A 21,492-nucleotide genomic window follows, 5' to 3' on the forward strand; every position below is an offset into this window, starting at 1 on the left:
CTCGCGCCCCGCTCACGGCGCGGCCGCGCTGCGCCGCCGGGCGTTAGGCGATTGACGGCCGCCGCCGCCTGTTGCCGAGCCTCTCCGGGCGGGGACGGATTCGGTCACGTTCAGGGCACGAAGCGCGTGCCCCTCCACCCCGCCATCGATCACCAAAGTGAACGTGAACGTAAACGTAAACGTTCGGAGGTAGGAGAACGCAGCGCGAAGCTTGGTTGACGTCCAGGATGCCCGGCGCGAGCTTCTCTCCCGTCGCCCCTCGCCTCGCCCGCGAGGCTGCGGTATTCGACCACCTCACCCGATCGGGAGGACCGCAGTGCCTGACGGAGACGTCCTGCTCTCGAACACCGACGGCACCATCCTGGCGCAAGGCCCCGCCGTGCTCGTCTGCGAGTGCCGTGGCGACGGCCTCGACCTCGCCGTCCGTCGCGTCGCCGCGTTCGCGCTCGTCGCCTCGCTCGTCGTGGCGGGCATCGTGGCGGCGCGCGCGGCCCCCTTTCCCATCCTCTTCATCGCGGGGACGTGGACCGCCGGAGCCGCCGCCGCGCTGCTCGCCGTCCGCCGGCGCCGCCGGCTCCACGGGCTGTTCCGCCTCGACTTCGAGCGCGACGAGCTCATCCAGGACGGCCGTGGCTTCCGGCGGATCCTGCCGATCCAGACGATCGTCGGCGTCTCGACCCCGCCCGCCTCGGACACGGACGTCGACGAGCCGGGCCTCGCGCCGCGCTGGCTGCTCCTCCACCTGTCGACCGGAGAGCAGCTTCGCCTGGGCAGGGCGCCCGCCTACGCGCTCGGACCCGCGCTCGCCTTCCTCAAACGGGCCGGCGTCGAGGCGTGAGGGGCGCGCCCGCCGCCGGCCACCGCCGCGCCGTCAGGGCCTCGGCAGGCTGGGGTAGGCCGGACCGAAGTCGTTGCGGACGTCGCGGACCGTCGAGAGGTACGGCGTCTTCACGGTCTCGTCCCGGTAGATCGGCCGGACGACGCACGTATCGTCTCCGCACTCCCCCGCTTCGGGGAAGATCACGTCGGCGACGAGCCAGAACCTGTCGCCCGAGTCCTCCGGAACGAAGGCGACGGGCACCTCGGGGTCGTAGAAGCCGGTGGGCCCAAGGTCGGCCCCGAGCTCGCCGTTGCAGTAGATCTTGATCCGCGGGTGCACGTCGAACGACACGCTGCCGCCGAAGTAGTGCACCGCGATGCGCATCCAGCTGGCCTTGGGCGGGAAATCGACGTTGATGTTCTCGGGCGCGCAGAAGGTCGGGTCGTCCGGGTCCGTGGTGCGGTGGGAGCAGGAGATGTTGTCGAGATCGAGCCGCGGGCTATGGCACCCCCTGCCGTGGGCGCGCCAGTCGTCCCCCACGCCGCGAGGCGCGTAGAAGCAGCTGTTGTTGGTCTCCTCCGGATCCAGGTACCAGTTCACCGGCTCGGGGGGCGTCGCCGTGTCGCTGAACCACGTGATGGCCGAGCCGCCCGAGAGGCTGTCGAGCGTGCAGTTCCCGTAACCGCACGCGGCGCTGGAGCCGCCGACCGTCCAGGGCTGCATGTTGTCCGGCTTGTGGAGGTAGAGGTCCATATCCACGCTGGCCGGCTCGTGCTCCCACTCGAGCTCGACGCGGAGGCCGCGGGCGCCGACGAACAGCGGGTAAACGCAGCTCGCGGTCTCGCCGCTCGGAAGCCTCTTCGTGTACGTGACCGTGTACTCGCCCGACTGGAGCGGCTTGAATTCATCCGCCGGCCCCTGCCCGCCCACCGAGGGGCACGGGTTCACGCCCGGCGGGCACGTCACCGTCCACACCTCGGAGTCCGGCCGCGCGTCCTCGCTGAACGAGCCGGTGCCCTCCTTCAGATCGACGGTGGCGAACGGCGCCGCCTGGAGCGGGTGGCAGCCCGCCACGTCGTTCCGGTGGCAGTCCTGGTCCGCGTGCACGCCGCCGACGCAGGGGCCCCACGTGCCCGTCTCGTCGCAGATCTGGGTCCCGGGGAAGCACCCCGGGCTGCGTCGGAACGACGGATCGCCGCGGAAGCAGGAGTGCGCCTGCCCGGCGATGCACCCGCAGCGCTCGTCGATCATCCCGTTGCAGTCGTCGTCCAGCCCGGCGTGATCGACGCCGAGCTCATCCACGCCGCACAGCTCCGTCGGACCGCAGGCGCTCCCGCACGGGTTGATCGTCACCGGCAAGCCCTCGTGCGCCCCTCCATCGATATCGCCGAGGAAGCCGCCGTAGCCTTCCGAGTCGCCAGGCTGGGCGGTCGCCACGCCGGCGCCGCCCGCCCCGCCGGCGCTGGCCGCCTCGTCGGCGTGCGAGCTGCCGCCCGTGGTCAGATCGAACGTGAGCCGCTTGCCTTCCGCGCTGCAGCCGGCCGCGAAACCGGCGCCCGACGCCGCGATCGCGATCACGACGGGGAGCACGGAGGAGACACGAAGACGAGACATGATACCTCCACTTGGAGACCTAGACGCGGTGTCGCGGCGGCCTGCGCCCGCTCCGCGCCACGGCGAAGCGCGCCGTTCACCAGGCACTACAGCGTGAAGCAAAGCGGATACCGGTGTCCCCAGCGCGCGCGAAAGCGCGGCTCGGGACGGCAGTTCACGAGGCCCCGACCCTCATCGAGCAACAAGAACACCTTCCATGCAGACTCAGCAGGGTGAGTCGCTGGAGGAGGACTCCCTAGCACGGACGCCGGCCGGCGATGGCCACAATGAGCCGCCTTCAGCCGGCGAGACGCGCTCTCGCCAGATGCGGAGTCAGGCGAACCACCAGGTTACCCGATGAATCAGAGAAATCATCCTCGGACAGATCACCACGAAGCTCGCCTTGCTGGCCGGTGTGGCGTTGCGCCTCACGACCTCTGCGCATGGGGCGAGGTGGCGCCGGCAGAGCTCGTGCGCTCGCGTCAACGCGTTCGCGCGCGCTGACGTCGCGAGGCCCGGCCGGTGAGCTGGGTGGGATGCGGGTCAGGGCAGCGTCGGGTAAGCGGGACCGAAGCTCGCCTCGGCGTCGTCCCGCGTGGTGAGCAGCGGCGTCTTCGCGCTGGCGTCCTCATAGAGCGGCCGCACGACGCAGGCCGCCTGGCCGCACTCGTCCGGCTCGGGGAAGAGCACGTCGGCGACGAGCCAGAACATGGTGTGTCCGTCCGTGGGCTTGAACGCGACACGCCGCTCCGGGCTGTAGAACCCCGTGTGCCCCAGATCGGCCCCGAGCGCGCTGTCGCAGAAGATCTTGATCCGGGGGTGGACATCGTGCTTCACGCTGCCCTGACCATAGTAATACACGCCGATGCGCATCCACTGACCCTTCGGCGGATAGTCGAGGTTGATGTTCTCCGGCGCGCAGAAGTCCGGGTCGTTGGGGTCCGTCACGACGGGGTCGCACCTCCAGTTGTCGAGGTCGAGCCGCGGGTTGTGGCAGCCAAGACCGTTGGCCTCCCATTGTTTCCCCACGCCCCGAGGGGCGTTGAAGCAGCCGTTGTTGCCCGGCACCGGGTCGAGGTACCAGTTCACGGGGTCCGGCAGCCTCGCGCTGTTCAAGAACCAGCGGATATCCGAGGCCTTTGACGAGAAGTGCTCGATGGTGCAGTTGTAATAGCCGCAGTCCACCGACGAGCCCGACATGCTCCAGGGTTGGGTGTTGCTCGGCTTGTGGAGGTGAAGATCGAGATCGACGTCGCCGACGTCGTGCTCCCACTCGAGCTCGACGCGCAGGCCGCCCGCGCTGACGAAGAGCGGGTACTGGCAGCTCTGGGTGTCGCCGCTCGGGACGCGCTTCGTGTACGTGACGGTGTACTCCCCCGACTGCAGCGGCTTGAAATCGTCCGCTGGGTCCGAGCCGCTCACCTCCGGGCACGGGTCGACGCCATCGGGGCAGTCCACCGTCCACACCTCGGAGCCCGCGACCGCGTCCGCGCTGAAGGCGCTGGTGCCCGCCTTGAGGTTCACATCGGCGAAGGGCGACGCCTGTATCGGGCGGCACGGAGCGCCGCTATCCAACTGGCACTTCTCGTCGGCGTGCACGCCGCCGACGCACGGGCCCCAGGTGCCGGTCTCGTCGCAGAGCTGGGTGCCAGGAAAGCAGCCCTCGCTGTTCCGGAACGACGGATCGCCGCGGAAGCAGGAGTGCGCCTGACCGGGGATGCAGGCGCACGTCTCGTCGATCGAACCATCGCAGTCGTCGTCCAGGCCGAGGGTCGCGCCGGTACATAGCTCCTTGTCGCCGCACGCGCTCCCACAAGGGTTCACCATCACATCGCTGTGCGGCTCCGCCCCTCCATCGATGTCGAGGAACCCACCCAGCCCGTCGCCTCCGCCGGTCGTGCCTCCCGCTCCCACGCCTGTTTCGTCAGCTCCGCTCGAGTCGAGCACGTTGGACGAACCCGTCGCGCTGCAGCTGGCCGCGAAGCCGGCGCTGTACACGGCGGCGCCAACCACGATGAGGAGCGAGAAGGAGAACCGACGTCGACCCATGACACCTCCGCTTGGGGATCCTCGATGCCGCGACAAAGCGGGCTCACACCCCGCTCGACACCCCGGCATTCCAGGAGCTCACGCGAGTGTAGCAAAATCAGCAAGCGACAATCGCACTGCAAGCGCGACAGAAGAATGTCGCTCGCTCACCGTGCGCTGCTGTCAATCCACGAGCGGTCGATTGCCCACATCCACCGATGCGCCGCGGAGCACGGCACCATTGCGCCGCGGCGTACCATTGCCCCGCAGCGTGCAGGACGGCGCCCACGCACGCACAGGACGCGAAGCTGGCGCCAGGGGATCGCCTATCCGATGATCGGGAGCTGCCGAGCGCCCTTGGCCCTCGCGGGCTGCGGCTCCGGCTGCGGCTGCGCCACGGACGACGCGGCCGCCTCCTCGATGTGCACGCCGGAGCGGAAGCGCTGCTCGCCGCCCGCGATCTTGCGGTGCGCCAGCGTGTGCTGCATGAAATTCAGCGGAAAGAAGCCCGCCAGCTGGATCCAGCTCGACTGCCGTGTGAGGGTGAACCTGCGCCATATCGACGACGGCGAGTAGAATTTCGTCCACGCGGACACCCACCCCTCCCGGAGCCGCTCCCGCGACATCTGCTTGGGAACGAAATAGGGCGAGCCGGCGTCGTGGTCGCGGCGCAGCCACCAGCGCTCGTCCGTGAGGCGCCCCTCCGCCTTGAGGCGGCGGTACAGCTGCGTCGCGGGGTACGGGGTGAGGATGGCATACAGCGCCATCGTCAGCTTCATGTCGATGCCGAACTCCACGGTGCGATCGAACACCTCGGGATCGTCCGTATCGAACCCGAAGACGAAGCTCCCCCAGACCGAGATGCCGTGATCGTGGAGCATCGCCATCGTGTCCTTGTACTGGGAGGGACGGTTCTGCCGCTTTCCGGTGAACTTCACCGTCTCCTCGTCGATGCTCTCGAAGCCGATGAAGAGCGCCTTGCACCCGCTCTCGGCCATGAGCTTCACGTTCTCGAGGCGCTTGACCGCGGCGAGCGAGCACTGGCCAATCCAGTGCTTCTTCAGCGGGATCATCCGGGTGAAGAGCTCTTTCGAGTAAGCCCGGTGGATCATCACGTTGTCGTCCGCGAACATGATGAGCTTGCCGAGCGACCGGAGCTCGCTCAGCACCTCGTCGGTCGGGCGGAACCGCATCGTTGTGCCGTTCGCCGTCGACACGCTGCAGAACTCGCATGGATACGGGCAGCCGCGCATCGTCTGCACGACCTGGAACGGGATGTACTTCTTGGAGGTGAACAGGTCGCGCCGCGGCGGGGGCCTGCCCGCGAGATCCGGCAGCTCCGGGCGGTAGAACGGCTTGAGCTCGCCGCGCTTCACGTCCGCGAGCAGGGCGGGCCAGGCGTCCTCCGCCTCGCCGACAACGACGGCGTCCGCGTGCTGCAGGGCCTCGTCGGGGCAGGCCGTCGGGTGGATGCCGCCGAGCACCACCTTCACGCCGCGCCTGCGGTAAGCGGCGGCGATATCGTAGCTGCGGCGGGCTGTCTTGCTGTCGACGCTGATCCCGACGAGGTCGACGTCCTTGACGTCGCGCTGGAGATCGAAGGGCTGCACGACGTCATCGGTGTAGATGATCTCATCCTCGGGGGGCGTGAGCGCCGCGAGGGTGCCGAGCCCCACACGAGGCAGGTACGCGGAATCTTCGCTCGCCGTGGCGATGAGCTCGATCTGCATGGCGGATCGTGCTTATCACGGAGCCCCAAGGAGACCCACGACGAATGAGCCTGCTCTCTGACGCCGCAGTCTTTCTCGGCGCGGCCGTCGTCGCCGTGCCGCTGTTCAAGCGGATCGGCCTCGGCGCGGTGCTCGGCTACCTCGTCGCGGGCGCGCTGCTCGGCCCGTGGGGGCTGCGGATCATCGCCAACGTCGAGGACACCCTCCACTTCTCGGAGCTCGGCGTGGTGCTGCTCCTCTTCCTCATCGGCCTCGAGCTCCAGCCGTCGCGGCTCTGGGTGCTCCGCCGCGCCGTGTTCGGCCTCGGCGGCGCGCAGGTCGCCGTCACGGGCGCGCTCATCGCGCTCATCGGCGCCGCGCTCGGCCTGCGCGCCGACACGGCGGCCATCGCGGGCGTCGGGCTCTCGCTCTCGTCGACGGCGTTCGTCCTGCAGATCCTGGCCGAGAAGGGCCAGATGCAGTCGCAGCACGGCCGCTCCGCGTTCGCCATCCTGCTCTTCCAGGACCTCGCCGTGATCCCGCTGATCGCGGTGCTCCCCCTGCTCGGCCCCGCGGGCGCGGCCCCCGGCGAGGGGAGCGCCGTCGCCTCGTCGCTCAAGGCCGTGGCCGTGCTGCTCGCGGTCGTCGCCGGCGGCCGCTACCTCGTGCGCCCCGTCTTCCGGGCCATCGCCGCCACCCACGCGCACGAGATCTTCACCGCGGCGGCCCTGCTCGTCGTGCTCGGCACGGCGCTCCTCATGGTGCAGGTGGGCCTCTCCATGTCGCTCGGCGCCTTCATGGCGGGCGTGCTGCTCGCCGACTCGGAGTACCGCCACGAGCTCGAGGCGGACATCGAGCCGTTCAAGGGCCTGCTCATGGGGCTCTTCTTCATCGCCGTCGGGATGTCGGCGAACATCGGCCTCGTCATCGAGCGGCCGCTGCTCGTCCTCGGGCTCGTCCTCGGCGTGATGGCGCTCAAGGCCGCCGTCCTGCTCGTCCTGGGCAGGGCGGCCGGGCACGCGAAGGGCTCCGCGCGCGACCTCGCGCTCACGCTCCCGCAGGGGGGCGAGTTCGCCTTCGTCCTCTTCGGGATGGCCGCGGGACAGGGCCTCATGGACAGGCTCCTCGCCGACCTCCTCGTCGTCGTGGTCACGCTGTCCATGGCGGTCACGCCGCTCGTCATCGCGCTCGGCGACGCGCTCGTGAAGCGATGGCAGGGGGGCGGGCCAGCGCGCGAGTTCGACGTGATCGACGACGACGACCCGAGGGTCATCATCGCCGGATACGGCCGCTTCGGCCAGATCGTCTCTCGCGTCCTCCGCACGAGGAAGATCCCCTTCACCGCGCTCGACGCGAGCCCGACGCAGGTCGACTTCGTCCGCAAGTACGGCAACAAGATCTACTACGGCGACGCCTCCCGGCTCGACCTGCTCCGCGCGGCGCGCGCCGACAAGGCGAAGATCTTCGTGCTGGCGATCGACGACGTCGCGTCGTCGGTGAAGACGGCGGAGGTGGTGAAGCGGCACTTCCCGGACCTCCTGATCTACGCGCGCGCCAGGAACCGCCAGCACGCGTATCAGCTGATGGATATCGGCGTGACGGTGCTGGAGCGGGAGACGTTCCTGTCGTCGCTCGAGGTGGCGGCGCGCGTGCTCGAGGGCCTCGGGATGCGGGAGCGGGACGCCCGCGCGACCATCGAGCGGTTCAGGGCCCACGACGAGGAGGTGCTCCTGCGCGGGCACGCGGTGCACAACGACGAGGTCAAGCTCATCGAGGCGGCGAAGCAGGCGGCGCAGGAGCTCGAAGGCCTGTTCGCGTCCGACGAGATCGCGCCGTCCGGCAGGGACGACGAGGCCGCGGCGGTGTGAAGCGGAGCGCGCGGGCCGCCGCCGGCTCGCTCACGCCTTCACTCCTGTTCCTGCTTCGCGCCGATGCCGTGGCGGCGGAGGTAAGCCCGCACGTGCGCCCGCTCCATGCCCGCGCGCCGCGCCATCTCGCTCACGTTGCCCTTCGCGTCCTCGGACAGGGCGGCGAAGTAGTCGCGCTCGAACCGCGCGAGGACGTCGCGCTTCGCCTCCTGGAACTGGCGGCCCTTCATCGACGCGAACGAGCTGCTGGCCGCGCCGCCGCCGGCGCCCGGGGGGATCGACGGCGAGGAGCTCGGGTGCACCGGCGTCTCGGTGAGGGCGCCGAGGTGCGCCGCGATGTCGATCTCCTCGCCCTCGGCGGCGAGCGCGAACGCGACGGCGACCGCGTTCCGCAGCTCGCGGACGTTGCCCGGCCAGTCGTGCCGCATCAGCCGCTCGAGCGTCATGTTCGAGACGCGCTCGTAGGCGCTCTCGTCGCCGAGATCCTTCAGCATCCGACGGACGAGCACGGGGATGTCCTCCACGCGCTGCCGGAGCGCCGGCAGCTCGATCTTGATCTGCGCGACGCGGAAGTAGAGGTCGCTCCGGAAGTTGCCGCCGTTCACGGCCCGCACGAGGTCGCGGCGCGTCGCCGCGAGCACGCGCACGTCGACCTCGCGGTAGCTCGACCCGCCGACGCTCTTGATGCGGCGCTCGGCGAGCGCGCGGAGGAGCTTCGGCTGCACCTCGAGCGGCAGCTCGCCGAGCTCGTCGAGGAAGATCGTGCCGCCGTCCGCCTCGATGAACGGCGAGAGGCGCTTGTCGACCGCGCCCGTGAACGCGCCGCGCTCGTGGCCGAACAGCGTCGCCTCGGCCAGGGTCGGCGGGATCGAGCCGCAGTCCACGACGACGAACGGCTTCTTCGAGCGGGCGCTCGCCAGGTGCAGCGCCTGCGCGACGAGCTCCTTGCCCGTGCCGGTCTCGCCCGTGATGAGCACCGTGAGGTCGGTCGGCGCCATCTTGGAGAGGCGCTCGAAGATGGCCCGCATCCCGGGGCTGCTCGCCACGAGCGGGCCGAACGACGGGATCGCCGAGACCGTGATGCGCTCGGGCCGCAGGGGCTCGAACTGGATCTCGGTCTCGCCGAGCCGCAGCTTCGTGCTCGTGAGCAGGTAGATGTCGCCGACCCGCACGCCGCCGACGAAGGTCCCGTTCCGGCTGTCGAGATCGCGCACGCGGACGCCCTGCTCCGTGGCGACGAACTCGGCGTGCACCGCGCTGACCTTGGCGTCGTCGAGGACCAGCTGGCAGGCGGCGTTGCGGCCCACGATGACGGGATCGGTGCCGATCTCGATCCATCCGCCGCCGCGCGCGGCCGACGATTTCGTGAGGCGGATGCGCCCGCCGCGCACCTCGACCCGGTTCTTCGTGCCTACCGTCGCGTCGAGCAACTCAGTGCCTCTCTGTCTTGCGGCGCGAAGGCGGACCCTCCGGCCGGGGAATCTCTGCGCCCCCGCCCCTGCTCGGCGGTGGCGGCGGCGCGCCCGCGCCCGCCCTGCTCGGCGGTGGCGGCGGCGCGCCCGCGCCCGCCCTGCTCGGCGGTGGCGGCGGCGCACCCGCCCTGCTCGGCGGCGCAGGCGGCGCGCCCGCGCCCGCCCTGCTCGGCGGTGGCGGCGGCGCACCCGCCCTGCTCGGCGGCGCAGGCGGCGCGCCCGCGCCCGCTCTGCTCGGCGGTGGCGGCGGCGCGCCCGCGCCCGCCCTGCTCGGCGGTGGCGGTGGCGCCCCTGCGCCCGCCCTGCTCGGCGGTGGCGGTGGCGCCCCTGCGCCCGCCCTGCTCGGCGGTGGCGGTGGCGCCCCTGCGCCCGCCCTGCTCGGCGGCGCAGGCGGCGCGCCCACGCCGGTCCTGCTCGGCGACGCCGGCGGCGCGGCGGCCCGGCTCGGGGGCGGCGGGGGCACCGTGCTGGCCCTGGGAGGGGCGAGCGAAGCAGGGGGCGGCGAGCTGTGGCCGGCGTCGCTGAAGCCGCCGTTCTCCGTCATCGTCGGGGGGCCGTCGACGACCGTGGGGTTGTCTTCCAGGAACGCGTCGGGCAGCTCGGAGGGATACCTGCTCCGCTGCGTGCGGCGCGTCGCGCGCGTGATGTTCGCCGGCTGGATGGCCCGCCAGCTCGACAGCGCCTCTCCCGCGGAGCCGAAGCGCCCTTCGCGCCGGCGATCGAGCGCCCGCTCGAGGAAGCGCTCGATGCCCACCGGCCATTTCTCGCCGGTCGCCTCGGCGAGCGACGGCGCCGGGCGGTCGAGCTTCATCGCGACGAGCACCGCGGCGTTCGCCCCCTCGAACGGCAGCCGCCCGGACAGCGACCGGAAGGCCACCGCGCCGACCGCGTAGATGTCGGCCCGCTCGTCGGCCCGCGCGGCGCCCCGCACCTGCTCCGGCGCCATGTACGCGAACGACCCCAGCGTCGCGTCGAAGGCGGTGAGCGTGGGCTCTTCCTTCTCGCGCCGCGTGAGCTTCGAGATGCCGAAATCGAGGATCTTCGCGCGCTCGCGCCGGTCGGGCAGGCCGAGGTGCTCGAGGTAGATGTTGCCCGGCTTCAGATCGCGGTGGATGACGCCCGCGGCGTGCGCCGCCACGAGCCCCTGGAGCACGTCGTCGATGATCGGGCCGACCTCGCTGAACGGCAGGTACTGCTCGCGCTTCAGCCGATCCGCCAGCGACTCGCCGTCGAGCTGCTCGAACACGAGCAGGTGCTCGCCCTCGTCCGTCTGGCCGACCTCGAGCAGCTGGCAGACGTACGGGCTCTGGATGGCCGAGGCGATCTTCGCCTCGCGGTCGAAGCGCCGCACGAGATCCGGCTTCATCGCGGCGCGCGCGAGCAGGACCTTGATGGCGACCTGCTGATTGTCCGATTCCCGTGTTGCTGCCCAGACTTCGCCCATGCCGCCCCGCCCGAGCAGGCGGGAGACACGGTAGCCAGCAACGACGTCGCCCGGGTGGATCGCCACGTAACCTGGATCGGGACCGTACCACCGCGACTCTCGAACGGGTGAGAAAAAAGCGAGCGTCCGGGGAAACGCGGTGATTCCGGGAGCGAGCGGAACCGATCGCAGAACGCGGCTCGCCGCGCGCGTTGCGGCTCGCGGCGCGTGTTGCGGGCTCACGGCGTGACAGCGCGCCGGTGCGATCGGAGCACGAACCCAACGAAGGGGACGCCATGGTTTGGGGGACCACTCGGGGGACCACTCGGAGGACCACGGCGAGCCGCGCGCCCTCGATGGTGGCGGCCGCAGGCCGCAGGCCGTGGGCCGCGGCCCGCGGCGCGGAATCCCGGAAAGAATCCGAGGGACGCGGCACTAGCCCGACGCGACATGATTCTGTAGGCTCGCCGCGCCATGCCGCGCACAGCCGAGGATGTCGAAACCTACCTCCTGCAGCTCGATCGCCGGTTCGAGAACGACGCCGGTACCTACCTCGTCTCGGGGGGCCCGGACACGCCGCCGATCGCGATCCGCATCGACCCGCCGATCGTGGCGGTGCGGGTCTCGATCGGCCCCGTCCCCGGGGACGACGCACACCAGACCAGGCTCTTCCGCCGCCTGCTCGAGTACAACGCGACGGATCTGATGCATGCTTCGTATGGGATCGAGGCGGGCACCGTCGTCCTGTCGGCGGCGCTGGAGCTCGAGAACCTCGACATGAACGAGCTCGAGGCGATCCTGAGCGACATCGATCTCGCGCTCGCCCGCCATGTCCCCGTGCTGCACGATCTCGCGCTCAGCTGAGCAGACCCGCCGCGCCTTTCGACCCTGCGCACCCCGAGAGTTGGAGCTGATCTATGGGAATTTTCGCGCGCCTTGCGACCCTCATCAAGTCGAACCTGAACGACCTCATCAGCCGCTCGGAGGATCCCGAGAAGATGCTGAACCAGGTCGTCATCGACATGGCAAACCAGCTGATCGAGGCGAAGAAGCAGGTCGCCGTCTCGATCGCCGACGAGAAGCGGCTGGCCAAGCAGGCCGAGCAGGAGGCCGCCAACGCCGCGGAGTGGGAGCGCAGGGCGATGCTCGCGATCAAGGCGGGCGACGACGCGCTGGCCAAGGAGGCCCTGAACCGCAAGAAGGAGCACGACCAGCTCGCCACCTCCTACAAGGACCAGTGGCAGAAGCAGAAGCAGGCCGTCGACCAGCTGAAGACGGCGCTGCGCCTCCTGAACAACAAGATCGAGGAGGCGAAGCGCAAGAAGAACGTGCTCATCGCCCGGAAGAAGCGGGCCGAGGCGCAGAAGGCCATCCAGGAGACGATGAGCGGCCTGAACAACGCCTCCGCCTTCGAGACGTTCGACCGGATGTCGAACAAGATCGATCAGATCGAGGCCGAGGCCGAGGCCGCCGGGGAGATCGCCGAGCAGTACACGGGCGACACGCTGGCGCACAAGTTCGGGCAGCTCGAGGCGACGGCGGGCGCGGACGACGAGCTGCTCGCGCTCAAGCGGAAGATGGGCGTGCTCCCGCCCGAGCCGCCGCCCGCCGCGGCGCCGCCGCCGCAGGTGCGCGTGGCCGGCGCGGGCGGCGCGCCGGCCGCCGCGCCCCAGGCCGAGCAGGACGAGCTCGCGGCGGCGCTCGCGGAGCTCGAAGCCGAAGAACAACGTGAACAAGCCAGGATGAAGCGCTAGAGCACGCCCGCCCATGAGCCAAGCCGCCACGGCGCTCCGCCCGGCCGGACCGAACGCCCCTCCCTCCGCTCCCATCCCTGTCCACGCCGAAGAGGTCGGCGCCTTCCTCGATCGCGTCGGGGTCAGCTCGTCCGGCGGGCTCTCCGACGCCGAGGCGCAGCGACGCCTCGAGGAGCACGGCAAGAACCGCCTGCCCGAGACGAAGAAGAAGAGCGCGCTCGTCCGCATCCTCGAGCAGTTCGCGAACCCGCTCGTGCTCACGCTCCTCGCCGCGGCGGCGATCGCCGTGGTCGTCGGCTTCACGGCCGACCAGGACGCGAGCTTCCTCCACCGGTTCGGCGACGCGATCGCGATCCTGCTCATCGTGATCCTGAACGCCTTCCTCGGCTACTACCAGGAGCGGCGCGCGGAGGCGGCCCTGGAGGCCCTCCAGAAGCTCAGCGCGCCGAACGCGCGCGTGCGCCGCGGCGGCAAGACCGTGATCATCGCGGCCGAGGACGTCGCGCCCGGCGACATCCTCGAGCTCGAGGCGGGCGACTCGATCCCGGCCGACGCGCGGCTCGTGCAGACGATCAGCTTCGCGACCGAGGAGGCGGCGCTGACGGGCGAGAGCGCGGCCGCGGTCAAGGACGCGCTCGCCCCGGTGGCGCGCGACGCGCCGCTCGGCGACCGGGTCACGATGGTCTTCACGGGCACGAGCGTCGTGCGCGGCAAGGGGCGCGCGGTGGTGACCGCGACCGGCGTGAGCACCGAGCTCGGCCGGATCGGCGAGATGATCCGCTCGGTCGGCGAGCAGAAGACGCCCCTCGAGGAGCGGCTCGATCGCTTCGGCGCGGTGATCCTGCGGGTGTGCCTGGCCCTCTCCGCGGTGCTGCTCGGCTGGGGGTTCATCCGGGGCGGACGGCCGTGGCACGAGCTCCTGCTCGAGGGCGTGAGCCTCGCCGTGGCCGCCATCCCCGAGGGGCTGCCCGCGATCACGACGATCACGCTCGCGCTGGGGATGCAGCGCATGGCGCGGCGCGGGGCGATCGTGCGCAAGCTGCCCGCGGTCGAGACGCTCGGCGCCGCGACGATCATCGCGTCGGACAAGACGGGCACGCTCACCCAGAACGAGATGACCGTGCGCAACGTGTACGCGGGCGGCCGCCGCTACACGGTGACCGGCGAGGGGTACAACCCGGAGGGCGCGCTGCGGGACGAGCACGGCGCGGAGGTCGTGGAGCACTCGGCGCCCCTCACGTACCTGTTCGCGACGGTCGCGCTCTGCAACAACGCGTCGCTCGACGAGGACCACGCGACGGGCCGCTGGAACATCGTCGGCGATCCGACCGAGGGGGCGCTGCTGACGCTGGCCGCGAAGGGCAACTACTCGCGCGAGTCGGTGGCGCCGTCGCACGCGTTCGTGCACGAGCTGCCGTTCGACAGCGACCGCAAGCGCATGACGGTGATCACGCGGGACGAGCGCGGCCGCGAGATCGCGCACGTGAAGGGGAGCGTCGACGTGCTCCTGCCGCTCTGCGTGAAGTTCGCCGACGACAAGGGCGTGCGCGCGCTGTCCGAGGACGACCGCGTCGCGATCGTCGCCGAGGCCGATCGCATGAGCGCGGCCGCGCTGCGCGTGCTCGCGATCTGCCGCCGGGTGCGGGTCAGCCGCGACGAGGACGACGTCGAGCGCGAGCTCACGTTCCTCGGCCTGGTCGGGATGATGGACCCGCCGCGGCAGGGGGTGAAGGAGGCGGTGGCCGAGTGCCGCCGCGCCGGCATCCGCGCCGTCATGATCACCGGCGACCACCGGCTCACCGCGACGGCGATCGCCAAGGAGATCGGGCTCTGGGACGAGGGCGACGAGGCGCTCAGCGGCGCGGAGCTCGCGGTGATGAGCGACGAGGAGCTCGGGCGGCGGATCATGCACCTGCGCGTCTTCGCCCGGACGACGGCGGAGCAGAAGCTCCGGCTCGTGCGGGCGTTCAAGGCGCACGGCCACATCGTGGCGATGACGGGCGACGGCGTGAACGACGCGCCCGCGCTCCGGGAGGCGCACATCGGCGTGGCGATGGGGCGCGGGGGCACCGACGTGGCGCGGCAGGCGGCGGACCTCGTGCTGGCGGACGACAACTTCGCGACCATCGTCGAGGCGGTGCGCGAGGGGCGCGCCATCTACCGCAACATCCAGAAGTTCATCTTCTTCCTCCTCTCGTCGAACATGGGCCTGCTCGTGGCCGTGTTCGTCGTCTCGTTCTTCGGCAAGTGGCCGCCGCTGACGCCGCTCATGATCCTCTGGATCAACCTCGTCACGAACGGCCTGCCCGCGCTCGCGCTCGGCATCGATCCGCCGGATCCGCAGCTCATGTCGGAGGCGCCGCGGCCGCGCGACGAGGGCCTGCTCATCAAGCGCGACTACCTCGGCATCCTGTACGTCGGCGCGATCATGGGGCTCGCCGCCGTCGCGCTCTACGCGACGTCGGACCAGACCGAGGACGCGCTGCTGCGCACGCGCGCCGTCGCCTTCTCGCTGCTGGCGCTGTCGCCGCTCTTCCACGCCTGGAGCTGCCGTAGCCCGGTCATCTCGCTCTTCGCGTCGAAGCCGCTCATCAGCCTCCCGCTCCTCCTGGCGGTCGCGGCGAGCGCGGCGATCCACCTGATCGCGCTGCTCGTGCCCGCGCTGCGCCCGGTCTTCCGCACGTACGCGATGTCGTCGGACGAGTGGATGCTCCTGCTCGTCCTCTCGGCGCTCATCGTCCCGGCCGTCGAGATCGCAAAGCTCGTGTACCGCCGGATCCGCCCCGAAGGCGCCGGCCCCGCCCGCCTCACGCCCGCCTCCAAGCCCCACGGATGACCGCCGGGTGAGGGCCTCGGCGCCGCCGAGCTCCCTCGCCTGCCAGACGGCCGCCTCGCGGCGTCCAGGGAGCCGCGTCGGGTAGGCGACGTCGGCGACGCGGAGCGATCCGGAAAGAAAGTGCTCGTGGTAAGAACAAGCGGGCGCGGAGAGGCGTCCAAACCCGAGCTTATGAGACGTAAATCACACCACCTCCGTGCGCCGGGGGCCCATGCCTCCGGCTCCCGCGTCGCCGCGCTCGCGCCGGTCGCGCTGGCGGCGCTGACCGCCGCCGCCCCCTCCCCTGCCCTCGCCGCCGGCGCGCCGATCGCGGCGCCGCTCGTCGAGTCGAAATGGCTCAAGCTCGACGGGATCCCGAAGGAGTGGCCGGTGGCGTTCACCTCCCTCGGCCTCAAGGTCAAGGGCAAGCCCAGCAAGGCCGATCTGGCCGCGCAGGTGGCCATCGCCTACGACGACGCGCGGATCTACGTGGCGGCCGACGTGACCGACGACGCGCTGCGAGGCGGCGCCGATCACGTGAAGGTCGTGATCGGGTTCCCGGGCGGAAGGGTCCAGGAGGTCGCGCTCTACCCGGGACAGCCGGGCAAGACGGCCGGCAGCGTCAAGGTCCCGGGCGGCAAGGCGGTGGCCGGGGCGAGGGTCATCGAGGCCCCCCGGAGCGGCGGGTACACCCTGGAGGCGAGCGTCCCCTGGACGGCGTTCCCCGAGGCGGCGACGACCCGGGTCGGGCTGCGGGCGGGGCTCTTCGTCCACGACGACGACGGCGGAGGGGTCGACGCCGTCGTCGGCAACGCCGCCTCGGAGGCATACGGGTCGCTGTCGCCGCTCGTGACCGAGCCGGAGCTCGCGCTGGCCGACGGCCTCCTCCGGAGCAAGGGCATCCAGGGCCGCGCGCGCTACGACCTCGTCGCCGACGTGGCCGGCGATGCGATGCGGGAGCGGGTGCTCGTCCACGAGCGGTTCCTGATCGTCCTCGGCCCCGGGTTCCGGAAGGGCGCGCAGTACTACTTCGAGGACCTCGGGGTCGACGCCAAGGACGGGATGGTGCCGTCGCTCACGGCGCGCGACCTGACGGGCGACGGCCAGGCTGAGATCATCCTGCGGAAGCGCTCCGGCAGCAGCGCGAAGTACCGCGAGGTGATCCACGTGCTCCAGTTCGGCGCCGGCGACACGCCGAGGCCGATCTTCCAGCACGAGATCGCGATCGCGACGGACAAGGGATCGGTCGTCAACGACGTCGACTTCGTGGCGGACGGCGAGAAGATGGCGATCCGCGTGGAGCCGGGCAAGGCGACCCGGTACGACGCGAGCAACTACGCGGAGGGGGTCGAGACGACGTACGACCCGCTGCTCTTGCCGTGGGGGTCGATCAAGTCGCAGCTCTACAAGCTGACGGGCGGGGTGTTCACCAAGGCGAGCGAGCAGCGGCAGGCGGGCGTCGCGGGGCCGCGCCCGGCGCCGGCGAGGGCCGAGGAGGCGCGGGCCGCGCCGAAGCCGGCCGGCCTCTCGCCGGCCGAGATGCTCGACAAGGTGTACGCCCTCTACCGGCGCGACCGGAGCGCCTCGTCGAGCAAGCCGCGGTTCGACCTCGGCGCCGACGTGGCCGGCGGCAAGGAGCCCGAGCGAGTGCTGCTGCACGACCGCGACATCGTCGTGTTCGGCAAGGGGTTCCGGGGCGGCGCGGGGTACGCGTTCATGACGCTCGCGCAGTTCGCGTCCCCGGCCGACATCCGCTCGGTGCGCGCGCTCGATCTCACCGGCGACGGCAAGGCGGAGATCATCGTCCACGGCACCGTCCGCGCGGCCGCGCCCAAGGAGGCGGGCGGCGGGACCGTGGACCGCGACGTCGTGCAGATCTTCCGGGTCGAGGGCGAGAGCATCCAGCGGATCTTCGCGGCCGAGGTCGCGCGCAGCATCGGCGACAAGAAGATCGCCGGCGAGCTCAAGTTCGTTCGCGTGGGCGACAAGATGGGGATCGAGCTCGCCCCGGGGAAGGCCGTCGAGTGGACGGAGCAGACGTACCCCTTCAACCAGGACAAGGCGCCCGTCGGCGGCTTCGAGCCGCTGCTGCTGCCGTGGGGGGGAGCGCAGCCGGCGCGGTACGTCTGGAACGGGTCGATCTTCGCCAAGTAGGTGGGAAGAGGGCGCCGCAGCGCGCGACGCGCGACGTGCGACGTCAGACAACGCTGGGGCTCACCGCGAGTGACGCGCGGTGAGCTGCCCGGGTGTCGTCACGATTCGCCTGCTCCTGAAGAAAGCATGATGAAAGGTTACCTGTCCTCGTAAAGCGATGAGACAAGGACCTTGAGACGCCTCGCACGCTCATGTTTTCTTGTCCTGCACCAGAGTTGCCCCGTACAGAGCGCCATGGGCTCGACTCGGACCGCGTGGCACGTGCTGCTCGCCGCACTGCTGCGCCAGCACCGCCCGCGCCATTTTCAGATCCAGAGCGAGGTGCCCTTGTCGACGGAGCCGCCCCGGGCCGATGTTCTCCTGCTGCGCAATGATGCTCCGGGCGAGGCCCACGAGCCGGCCGGCACGTTGCGAAGGCTCTGGTCGCTCTTGCCCAGGGAGACGATCGTCGAGTTCAAGAGCGTCCGGCGCACCTACCGCAGCCGCGACCTCGACCGGCTCTGGGGCTACCTGTCGCTGCACTACGCGGGCGCTGGGAAGCGGCTCGGGCCACGCCGCGACCTGGCCGGCGTGTTGCTGATACCGTCGCGCACCCGCCCCCTTGACGCCGATGCCGCGGCGCACGGGCTGGTCTGGCGCGACCTCGCCGGCGGCTACTGGCAGCTCCAGGGAGCAGCGTTCGCGCTGTACGTGGTCGAGCTCGCCACGGTGGCCGAGGCCGAGGGCGACGATCTGCTACACTTGCTCGGTCACGGCACGGCGCGGACGGTCGAGGCGCGCCGTTGGCTGGCCGAGCAGGTCGGTGCGGAGGAGATCGCGATGGCGATGCGCGAGCTGGAAGGCTTTGACGAGGTGCTGAGGACGCTGCTGAAGAAGCTGCCGATCGAGACGCTGCTGCCGGCGCTGCCGGTGGACGAGCTGCTGGCGGCGCTGCCGCCCGAGCAGCGGGCCGCGGGGCTGACCCCCGAGCAGCGGGCCGCGGGGCTGACCCCCGAGCAGCGGCTCGCCGGCCTTCCGCCCGAGCAGCGGCTCGCCGGCCTTCCGCCCGAGCAGCGGCTCGCCGGCCTTCCGCCCGAGCAGCGCGTCGCAGGGCTCACCCCCGAGGAGCGGCTCCTCCTCGCGCCTGACGAGACGTTGCGGCTGCTGCCCGACGACTACCTGCGCTCGCTTCCGGAGGATGTGCGGGCGCAGATCCGCGCCCGGATCGGCCGCCCGCTCTAGCGAGGCGCAGGGGCTCCGTGCGGGAGCCGCTCTCCGGGTACAGCCCTGCCGGGTTGTGCTCCACGTCGAGGATCTCCCAGCGGTAGTAGCTGAAACTTCCGCTCTCGAGCTTCCACAGGACCTCCCCTCGGCTCGGAACCCCGATACCCCGGAACGTGCGCCAGTCCGAGCACGACACGGACCAGGGCGTGAGCTTCGCGTCCGCGCCGCCGCCGAGATAACGCTCTGCCTGCAGCCCGACCACGCGCCCCCGAGGATCGAACGTGAACACCGCCGATGCCACCTTCCCTGCGTGGCGCATCGTCGCCTTCGCGCTCGTCGCGTCGATCGACTCCCACGCGATGTAGGGGCTCAGCGCCGCTGACGGGAACCAGACGATCTCGCCCAGAAAGCGCAGCATGGCGCCGTGGTCGATCTTCTCGTCGGCCGCGTCGACGATGTCGACGAGCGACGCTGCCTTGATGAGCATCTGGCCCTTGCCGGAGGCGTACTTGTCGCGGCCCTCGATCGGGAGGACGCCCATCATCTTCGTGGTGACCCTCCAGACGAACGCAGGCTCGTCGACGGAGAAGTACTGCTCGGCCTCCGCGGGCATCCAGGCGGCGTCGGGGCTGGTCCGGAGCTCGCCGCGCTGCTTCAGACGGACCGTCCGAGCCCTTTCCCGGCCGACGACGCCCGAGGCCTCCAGCCAGGTGCGCACCGGCGCGGGCAGGCGCTCGAGCTCGGAGGGCTCGACGCTGGAAGCGCGCGGCTCGGCGGGGCGCGCGAGCAGCGCTCGGACCTCCGAAACGACCTCATGGCGGAAGCGCGCGTGTGCGGCTGCGGCCACGATCGGCAAGAGGACGAGCACGTTGACGAGCGTCCCGAACTTCGCCTGGGGCCACGCGAGGATGATGAGGCCTTGGGAGAGGAGCACGCCGATGAGCGCCAGCGCCCACCACGCGTCGCGCCGCAGGAGCTGGAGCGCTGCCGCCGCGAGCAGAAGGGTCAGCGCCGCCAGCCAGAGCAGAGCGAAGGCTCGACTGCCGGCGGGCGAGAGGGGCACGAGCGTGCGATCGCTCGGCTGGCCGGCGGCTGCGAGCTTCGACCACTCGCGGTATCCGATGAGGTGAATCGCGCCGTGGAGCGCGATAAGGAGGGCCAATCCGAGCCGCATGGCGTGCCTCTTTCCCGGAATCGCCTGCTGCGCCCAGCCGTCGATTGGTCGTCTGCAGCCAACTCCATCTCTCACGTGCTCTTTTTGCATTTGCAGCCCGCGTGCCAAACCGGGAGCGACGCCGAGGGCGCGGTCGATTCGCGCGGAACCGAGCGCCGAGAAGCGCAGCCCGGCCATCGTCCACGCAGATCTTGCGCGCCCCGTTCGCCGTCGCTGCTGCACCTGTTGGGCTCAACTTCGACGAGGTGTTGCGGACGCTGCTGACGAAGCTCCCAATCGAGGCGTCAGAGATTCCTGCCGCACGGCGCCGCCTCACTCGACGCGTGGCCGCCGCCGTTCACGGCCGCGTCATCCGGCGGGCTCCGGCAGGCAGCAGACGGTGGTCGGGCGCGCCTCGCCGCCGGCCGGCTCGCAGAACCCCACATGGTTGATCTCCCATTCGGCGCGGATGCTACCGAGGGCCACACCATCCTCCTCGGGACGCAGGCAGCGATCGACCTCGCCGGCCGTCACCGTCGTCGTCCCGAGGAGCGCGCCTTCGCTGCACGCGCGATCCGAGTACGCGCTCACGCGCGCGACGCACTCCCTCGGCGTGCGGCTGGGCACGCAGGCGCACGGCTCGCAGCTCCGCTCGAGGTCCCGGTTATAAAAGATGAATTTTTCCGAAAACGTGGGCGGCTCCCCCGGACCGGCGGGCGGGTAGCATCCGCGATCCCCCTCCAACCCGATCATGCAGTAGCGCCACCCGGGGGGCACGTTGGCCTCTTGCTGGTTGATCATGCAGACATCCCCGCCCACTGGACACTCGAAGTGGGCCACCCCGCCACTGCACGCGATCGCGATCTTGGCAGGGCCCGCCGGCGGAGAAGGCTCGTCCACGGTGAACGGCGTGCACGAACCATCCGGCCCCGGCGCGATCCAGATTGCGCTGAACTCGTCTGCCGGCACGGTCCCTGGAGACGTGCACTCGCCTCGCCAGTTCCGGGGCGGATTGAACGGCCGGTGCGTCTCCGCCGGGGTGTTCTCGCACGAGGCGTGCGAGTGCGCCGCAACCAGCTCCGGCATGTAGCAGAGCGGAACGCTGCATCCGCACTTGGGACAGGGCTCCTCGCCCGGCCGCAACGACCGCAGCCGGGAGAATACCGTCGGAGCGATCTTCTGCGTGTTGCGACGCTGAAGGTCGTATCCGGTGAGGTCCCCGCACGACGGCTCGGGCTCGTCAGGGTCTCCGATCCACAGGAGCAGCGGATCGTAGAAGCCGACCATCGGCTGTATCACGCACCTCCCGGCGCAGACGCCGTTGCTGGTGCCGTCCTCGTTGGTGATATGGCAGAGATTCCCCGGGAGGCCGCACGGCGGCTCTGCGCTGCCACAGCCGCTCGCGACGAGCACGCCGCCCAGGCCCCCCAGCGACAGCGTGATCGACGCGCGCAGGAGCCACCGCCTTCTGTTCCAAATCATCGCGACCTCACCGCCTTC

13 protein-coding genes and 1 pseudogene are annotated in these 21,492 nt (G+C 70.9%); 7 read left to right on the forward strand and 7 right to left on the reverse strand.

What is annotated here, in order from left to right:
* Nucleotides 1–316 precede the first annotated feature (316 nt).
* Nucleotides 317–838: a hypothetical protein gene (locus WMF44_RS29575; RefSeq protein ID WP_437293402.1), complete on the forward strand. Its 522-nt coding sequence runs from the start codon at nucleotides 317–319 to the stop codon at nucleotides 836–838.
* Between the two features lie 33 nt (nucleotides 839–871).
* Here the strand turns inward: WMF44_RS29575 and WMF44_RS29580 are convergent, their stop codons facing one another.
* The 3 genes from WMF44_RS29580 to WMF44_RS29590 form a co-directional block, all read right to left on the reverse strand.
* A complete protein-coding gene (locus tag WMF44_RS29580; RefSeq protein WP_437293403.1) occupies nucleotides 872–2,434 on the reverse strand; it encodes a hypothetical protein in 1,563 nt (520 codons plus the stop codon).
* Between the two features lie 522 nt (nucleotides 2,435–2,956).
* Complete coding sequence (locus WMF44_RS29585) at nucleotides 2,957–4,462, reverse strand: hypothetical protein (protein ID WP_437293404.1); 1,506 nt, start codon at nucleotides 4,460–4,462, stop codon at nucleotides 2,957–2,959.
* 305 nt (nucleotides 4,463–4,767) lie between these two features.
* Nucleotides 4,768–6,171 (reverse strand): B12-binding domain-containing radical SAM protein, encoded by a 1,404-nt coding sequence (locus WMF44_RS29590; RefSeq protein ID WP_437293405.1) that lies wholly within the window; start codon nucleotides 6,169–6,171, stop codon nucleotides 4,768–4,770.
* A gap of 44 nt (nucleotides 6,172–6,215) precedes the next feature.
* Between WMF44_RS29590 and WMF44_RS29595 the strand changes: the two genes are divergently transcribed.
* A complete protein-coding gene (locus WMF44_RS29595) occupies nucleotides 6,216–8,018 on the forward strand; it encodes a monovalent cation:proton antiporter-2 (CPA2) family protein (protein ID WP_437293406.1) in 1,803 nt (600 codons plus the stop codon).
* Nucleotides 8,019–8,056: 38 nt separating this feature from the next.
* On the opposite strand, the gene WMF44_RS29600 is transcribed toward WMF44_RS29595, so the two are convergent.
* Both WMF44_RS29600 and WMF44_RS29605 read right to left on the reverse strand, forming a co-directional pair.
* Nucleotides 8,057–9,448, reverse strand: coding sequence for a sigma 54-interacting transcriptional regulator (locus tag WMF44_RS29600; protein WP_012238100.1), 1,392 nt, complete (start codon nucleotides 9,446–9,448; stop codon nucleotides 8,057–8,059).
* A 1-nt stretch (nucleotide 9,449) separates the two neighbouring features.
* The gene (locus WMF44_RS29605) at nucleotides 9,450–11,000 is read right to left on the reverse strand and encodes a serine/threonine-protein kinase (protein ID WP_437293407.1); all 1,551 of its coding nucleotides are present in this window, start codon (nucleotides 10,998–11,000) and stop codon (nucleotides 9,450–9,452) included.
* 387 nt (nucleotides 11,001–11,387) lie between these two features.
* On the opposite strand from WMF44_RS29605, the gene WMF44_RS29610 reads away from it, so the two are divergent.
* The 5 genes from WMF44_RS29610 to WMF44_RS29630 all read left to right on the forward strand — a co-directional run bounded on the left by WMF44_RS29610 (nucleotide 11,388) and on the right by WMF44_RS29630 (nucleotide 18,857).
* Complete coding sequence (locus WMF44_RS29610; protein WP_437293408.1) at nucleotides 11,388–11,777, forward strand: hypothetical protein; 390 nt, start codon at nucleotides 11,388–11,390, stop codon at nucleotides 11,775–11,777.
* Nucleotides 11,778–11,830: 53 nt separating this feature from the next.
* Nucleotides 11,831–12,667, forward strand: coding sequence for a PspA/IM30 family protein (locus tag WMF44_RS29615; protein WP_012238103.1), 837 nt, complete (start codon nucleotides 11,831–11,833; stop codon nucleotides 12,665–12,667).
* Nucleotides 12,668–12,680: 13 nt separating this feature from the next.
* Nucleotides 12,681–15,503 carry a cation-translocating P-type ATPase gene (locus WMF44_RS29620; protein ID WP_437293409.1) on the forward strand — a complete coding sequence of 941 codons (2,823 nt, stop codon included), beginning with the start codon at nucleotides 12,681–12,683 and terminating at the stop codon, nucleotides 15,501–15,503.
* A 171-nt stretch (nucleotides 15,504–15,674) separates the two neighbouring features.
* Nucleotides 15,675–17,636 carry a hypothetical protein gene (locus WMF44_RS29625; RefSeq protein ID WP_437293410.1) on the forward strand — a complete coding sequence of 654 codons (1,962 nt, stop codon included), beginning with the start codon at nucleotides 15,675–15,677 and terminating at the stop codon, nucleotides 17,634–17,636.
* A gap of 234 nt (nucleotides 17,637–17,870) precedes the next feature.
* On the forward strand, nucleotides 17,871–18,857 hold the full coding sequence (locus WMF44_RS29630; RefSeq protein ID WP_437293411.1) for a hypothetical protein: 987 nt from the start codon (nucleotides 17,871–17,873) through the stop codon (nucleotides 18,855–18,857).
* Between the two features lie 70 nt (nucleotides 18,858–18,927).
* Here WMF44_RS29630 and WMF44_RS29635 read toward each other — a convergent pair.
* Nucleotides 18,928–20,190: pseudogene (locus tag WMF44_RS29635) on the reverse strand (DUF6544 family protein); the annotation flags it as partial.
* 171 nt (nucleotides 20,191–20,361) lie between these two features.
* Nucleotides 20,362–21,474, reverse strand: coding sequence for a hypothetical protein (locus WMF44_RS29640; protein WP_437293412.1), 1,113 nt, complete (start codon nucleotides 21,472–21,474; stop codon nucleotides 20,362–20,364).
* Nucleotides 21,475–21,492 lie beyond the last annotated feature (18 nt).

Origin of the sequence: Sorangium sp. So ce426, assembly GCF_051475585.1 — a bacterium.
GTDB classification, from domain to species: Bacteria; Myxococcota_A; Polyangia; order Polyangiales; family Polyangiaceae; genus Sorangium; species Sorangium cellulosum_B.

Coding starts and splice junctions, on each gene's coding strand:
- WMF44_RS29590 (WP_437293405.1), bottom strand. CDS start 6,171: ATGCAGATCGAGCTCATCGCCACGGCGAGCGAAGATTCCGCGTACCTG.
- WMF44_RS29595 (WP_437293406.1), top strand. CDS start 6,216: ATGAGCCTGCTCTCTGACGCCGCAGTCTTTCTCGGCGCGGCCGTCGTC.
- WMF44_RS29640 (WP_437293412.1), bottom strand. CDS start 21,474: ATGATTTGGAACAGAAGGCGGTGGCTCCTGCGCGCGTCGATCACGCTG.
- WMF44_RS29585 (WP_437293404.1), bottom strand. CDS start 4,462: ATGGGTCGACGTCGGTTCTCCTTCTCGCTCCTCATCGTGGTTGGCGCC.
- WMF44_RS29620 (WP_437293409.1), top strand. CDS start 12,681: ATGAGCCAAGCCGCCACGGCGCTCCGCCCGGCCGGACCGAACGCCCCT.
- WMF44_RS29625 (WP_437293410.1), top strand. CDS start 15,675: ATGAGACGTAAATCACACCACCTCCGTGCGCCGGGGGCCCATGCCTCC.
- WMF44_RS29615 (WP_012238103.1), top strand. CDS start 11,831: ATGGGAATTTTCGCGCGCCTTGCGACCCTCATCAAGTCGAACCTGAAC.
- WMF44_RS29610 (WP_437293408.1), top strand. CDS start 11,388: ATGCCGCGCACAGCCGAGGATGTCGAAACCTACCTCCTGCAGCTCGAT.
- WMF44_RS29580 (WP_437293403.1), bottom strand. CDS start 2,434: ATGTCTCGTCTTCGTGTCTCCTCCGTGCTCCCCGTCGTGATCGCGATC.
- WMF44_RS29630 (WP_437293411.1), top strand. CDS start 17,871: ATGGGCTCGACTCGGACCGCGTGGCACGTGCTGCTCGCCGCACTGCTG.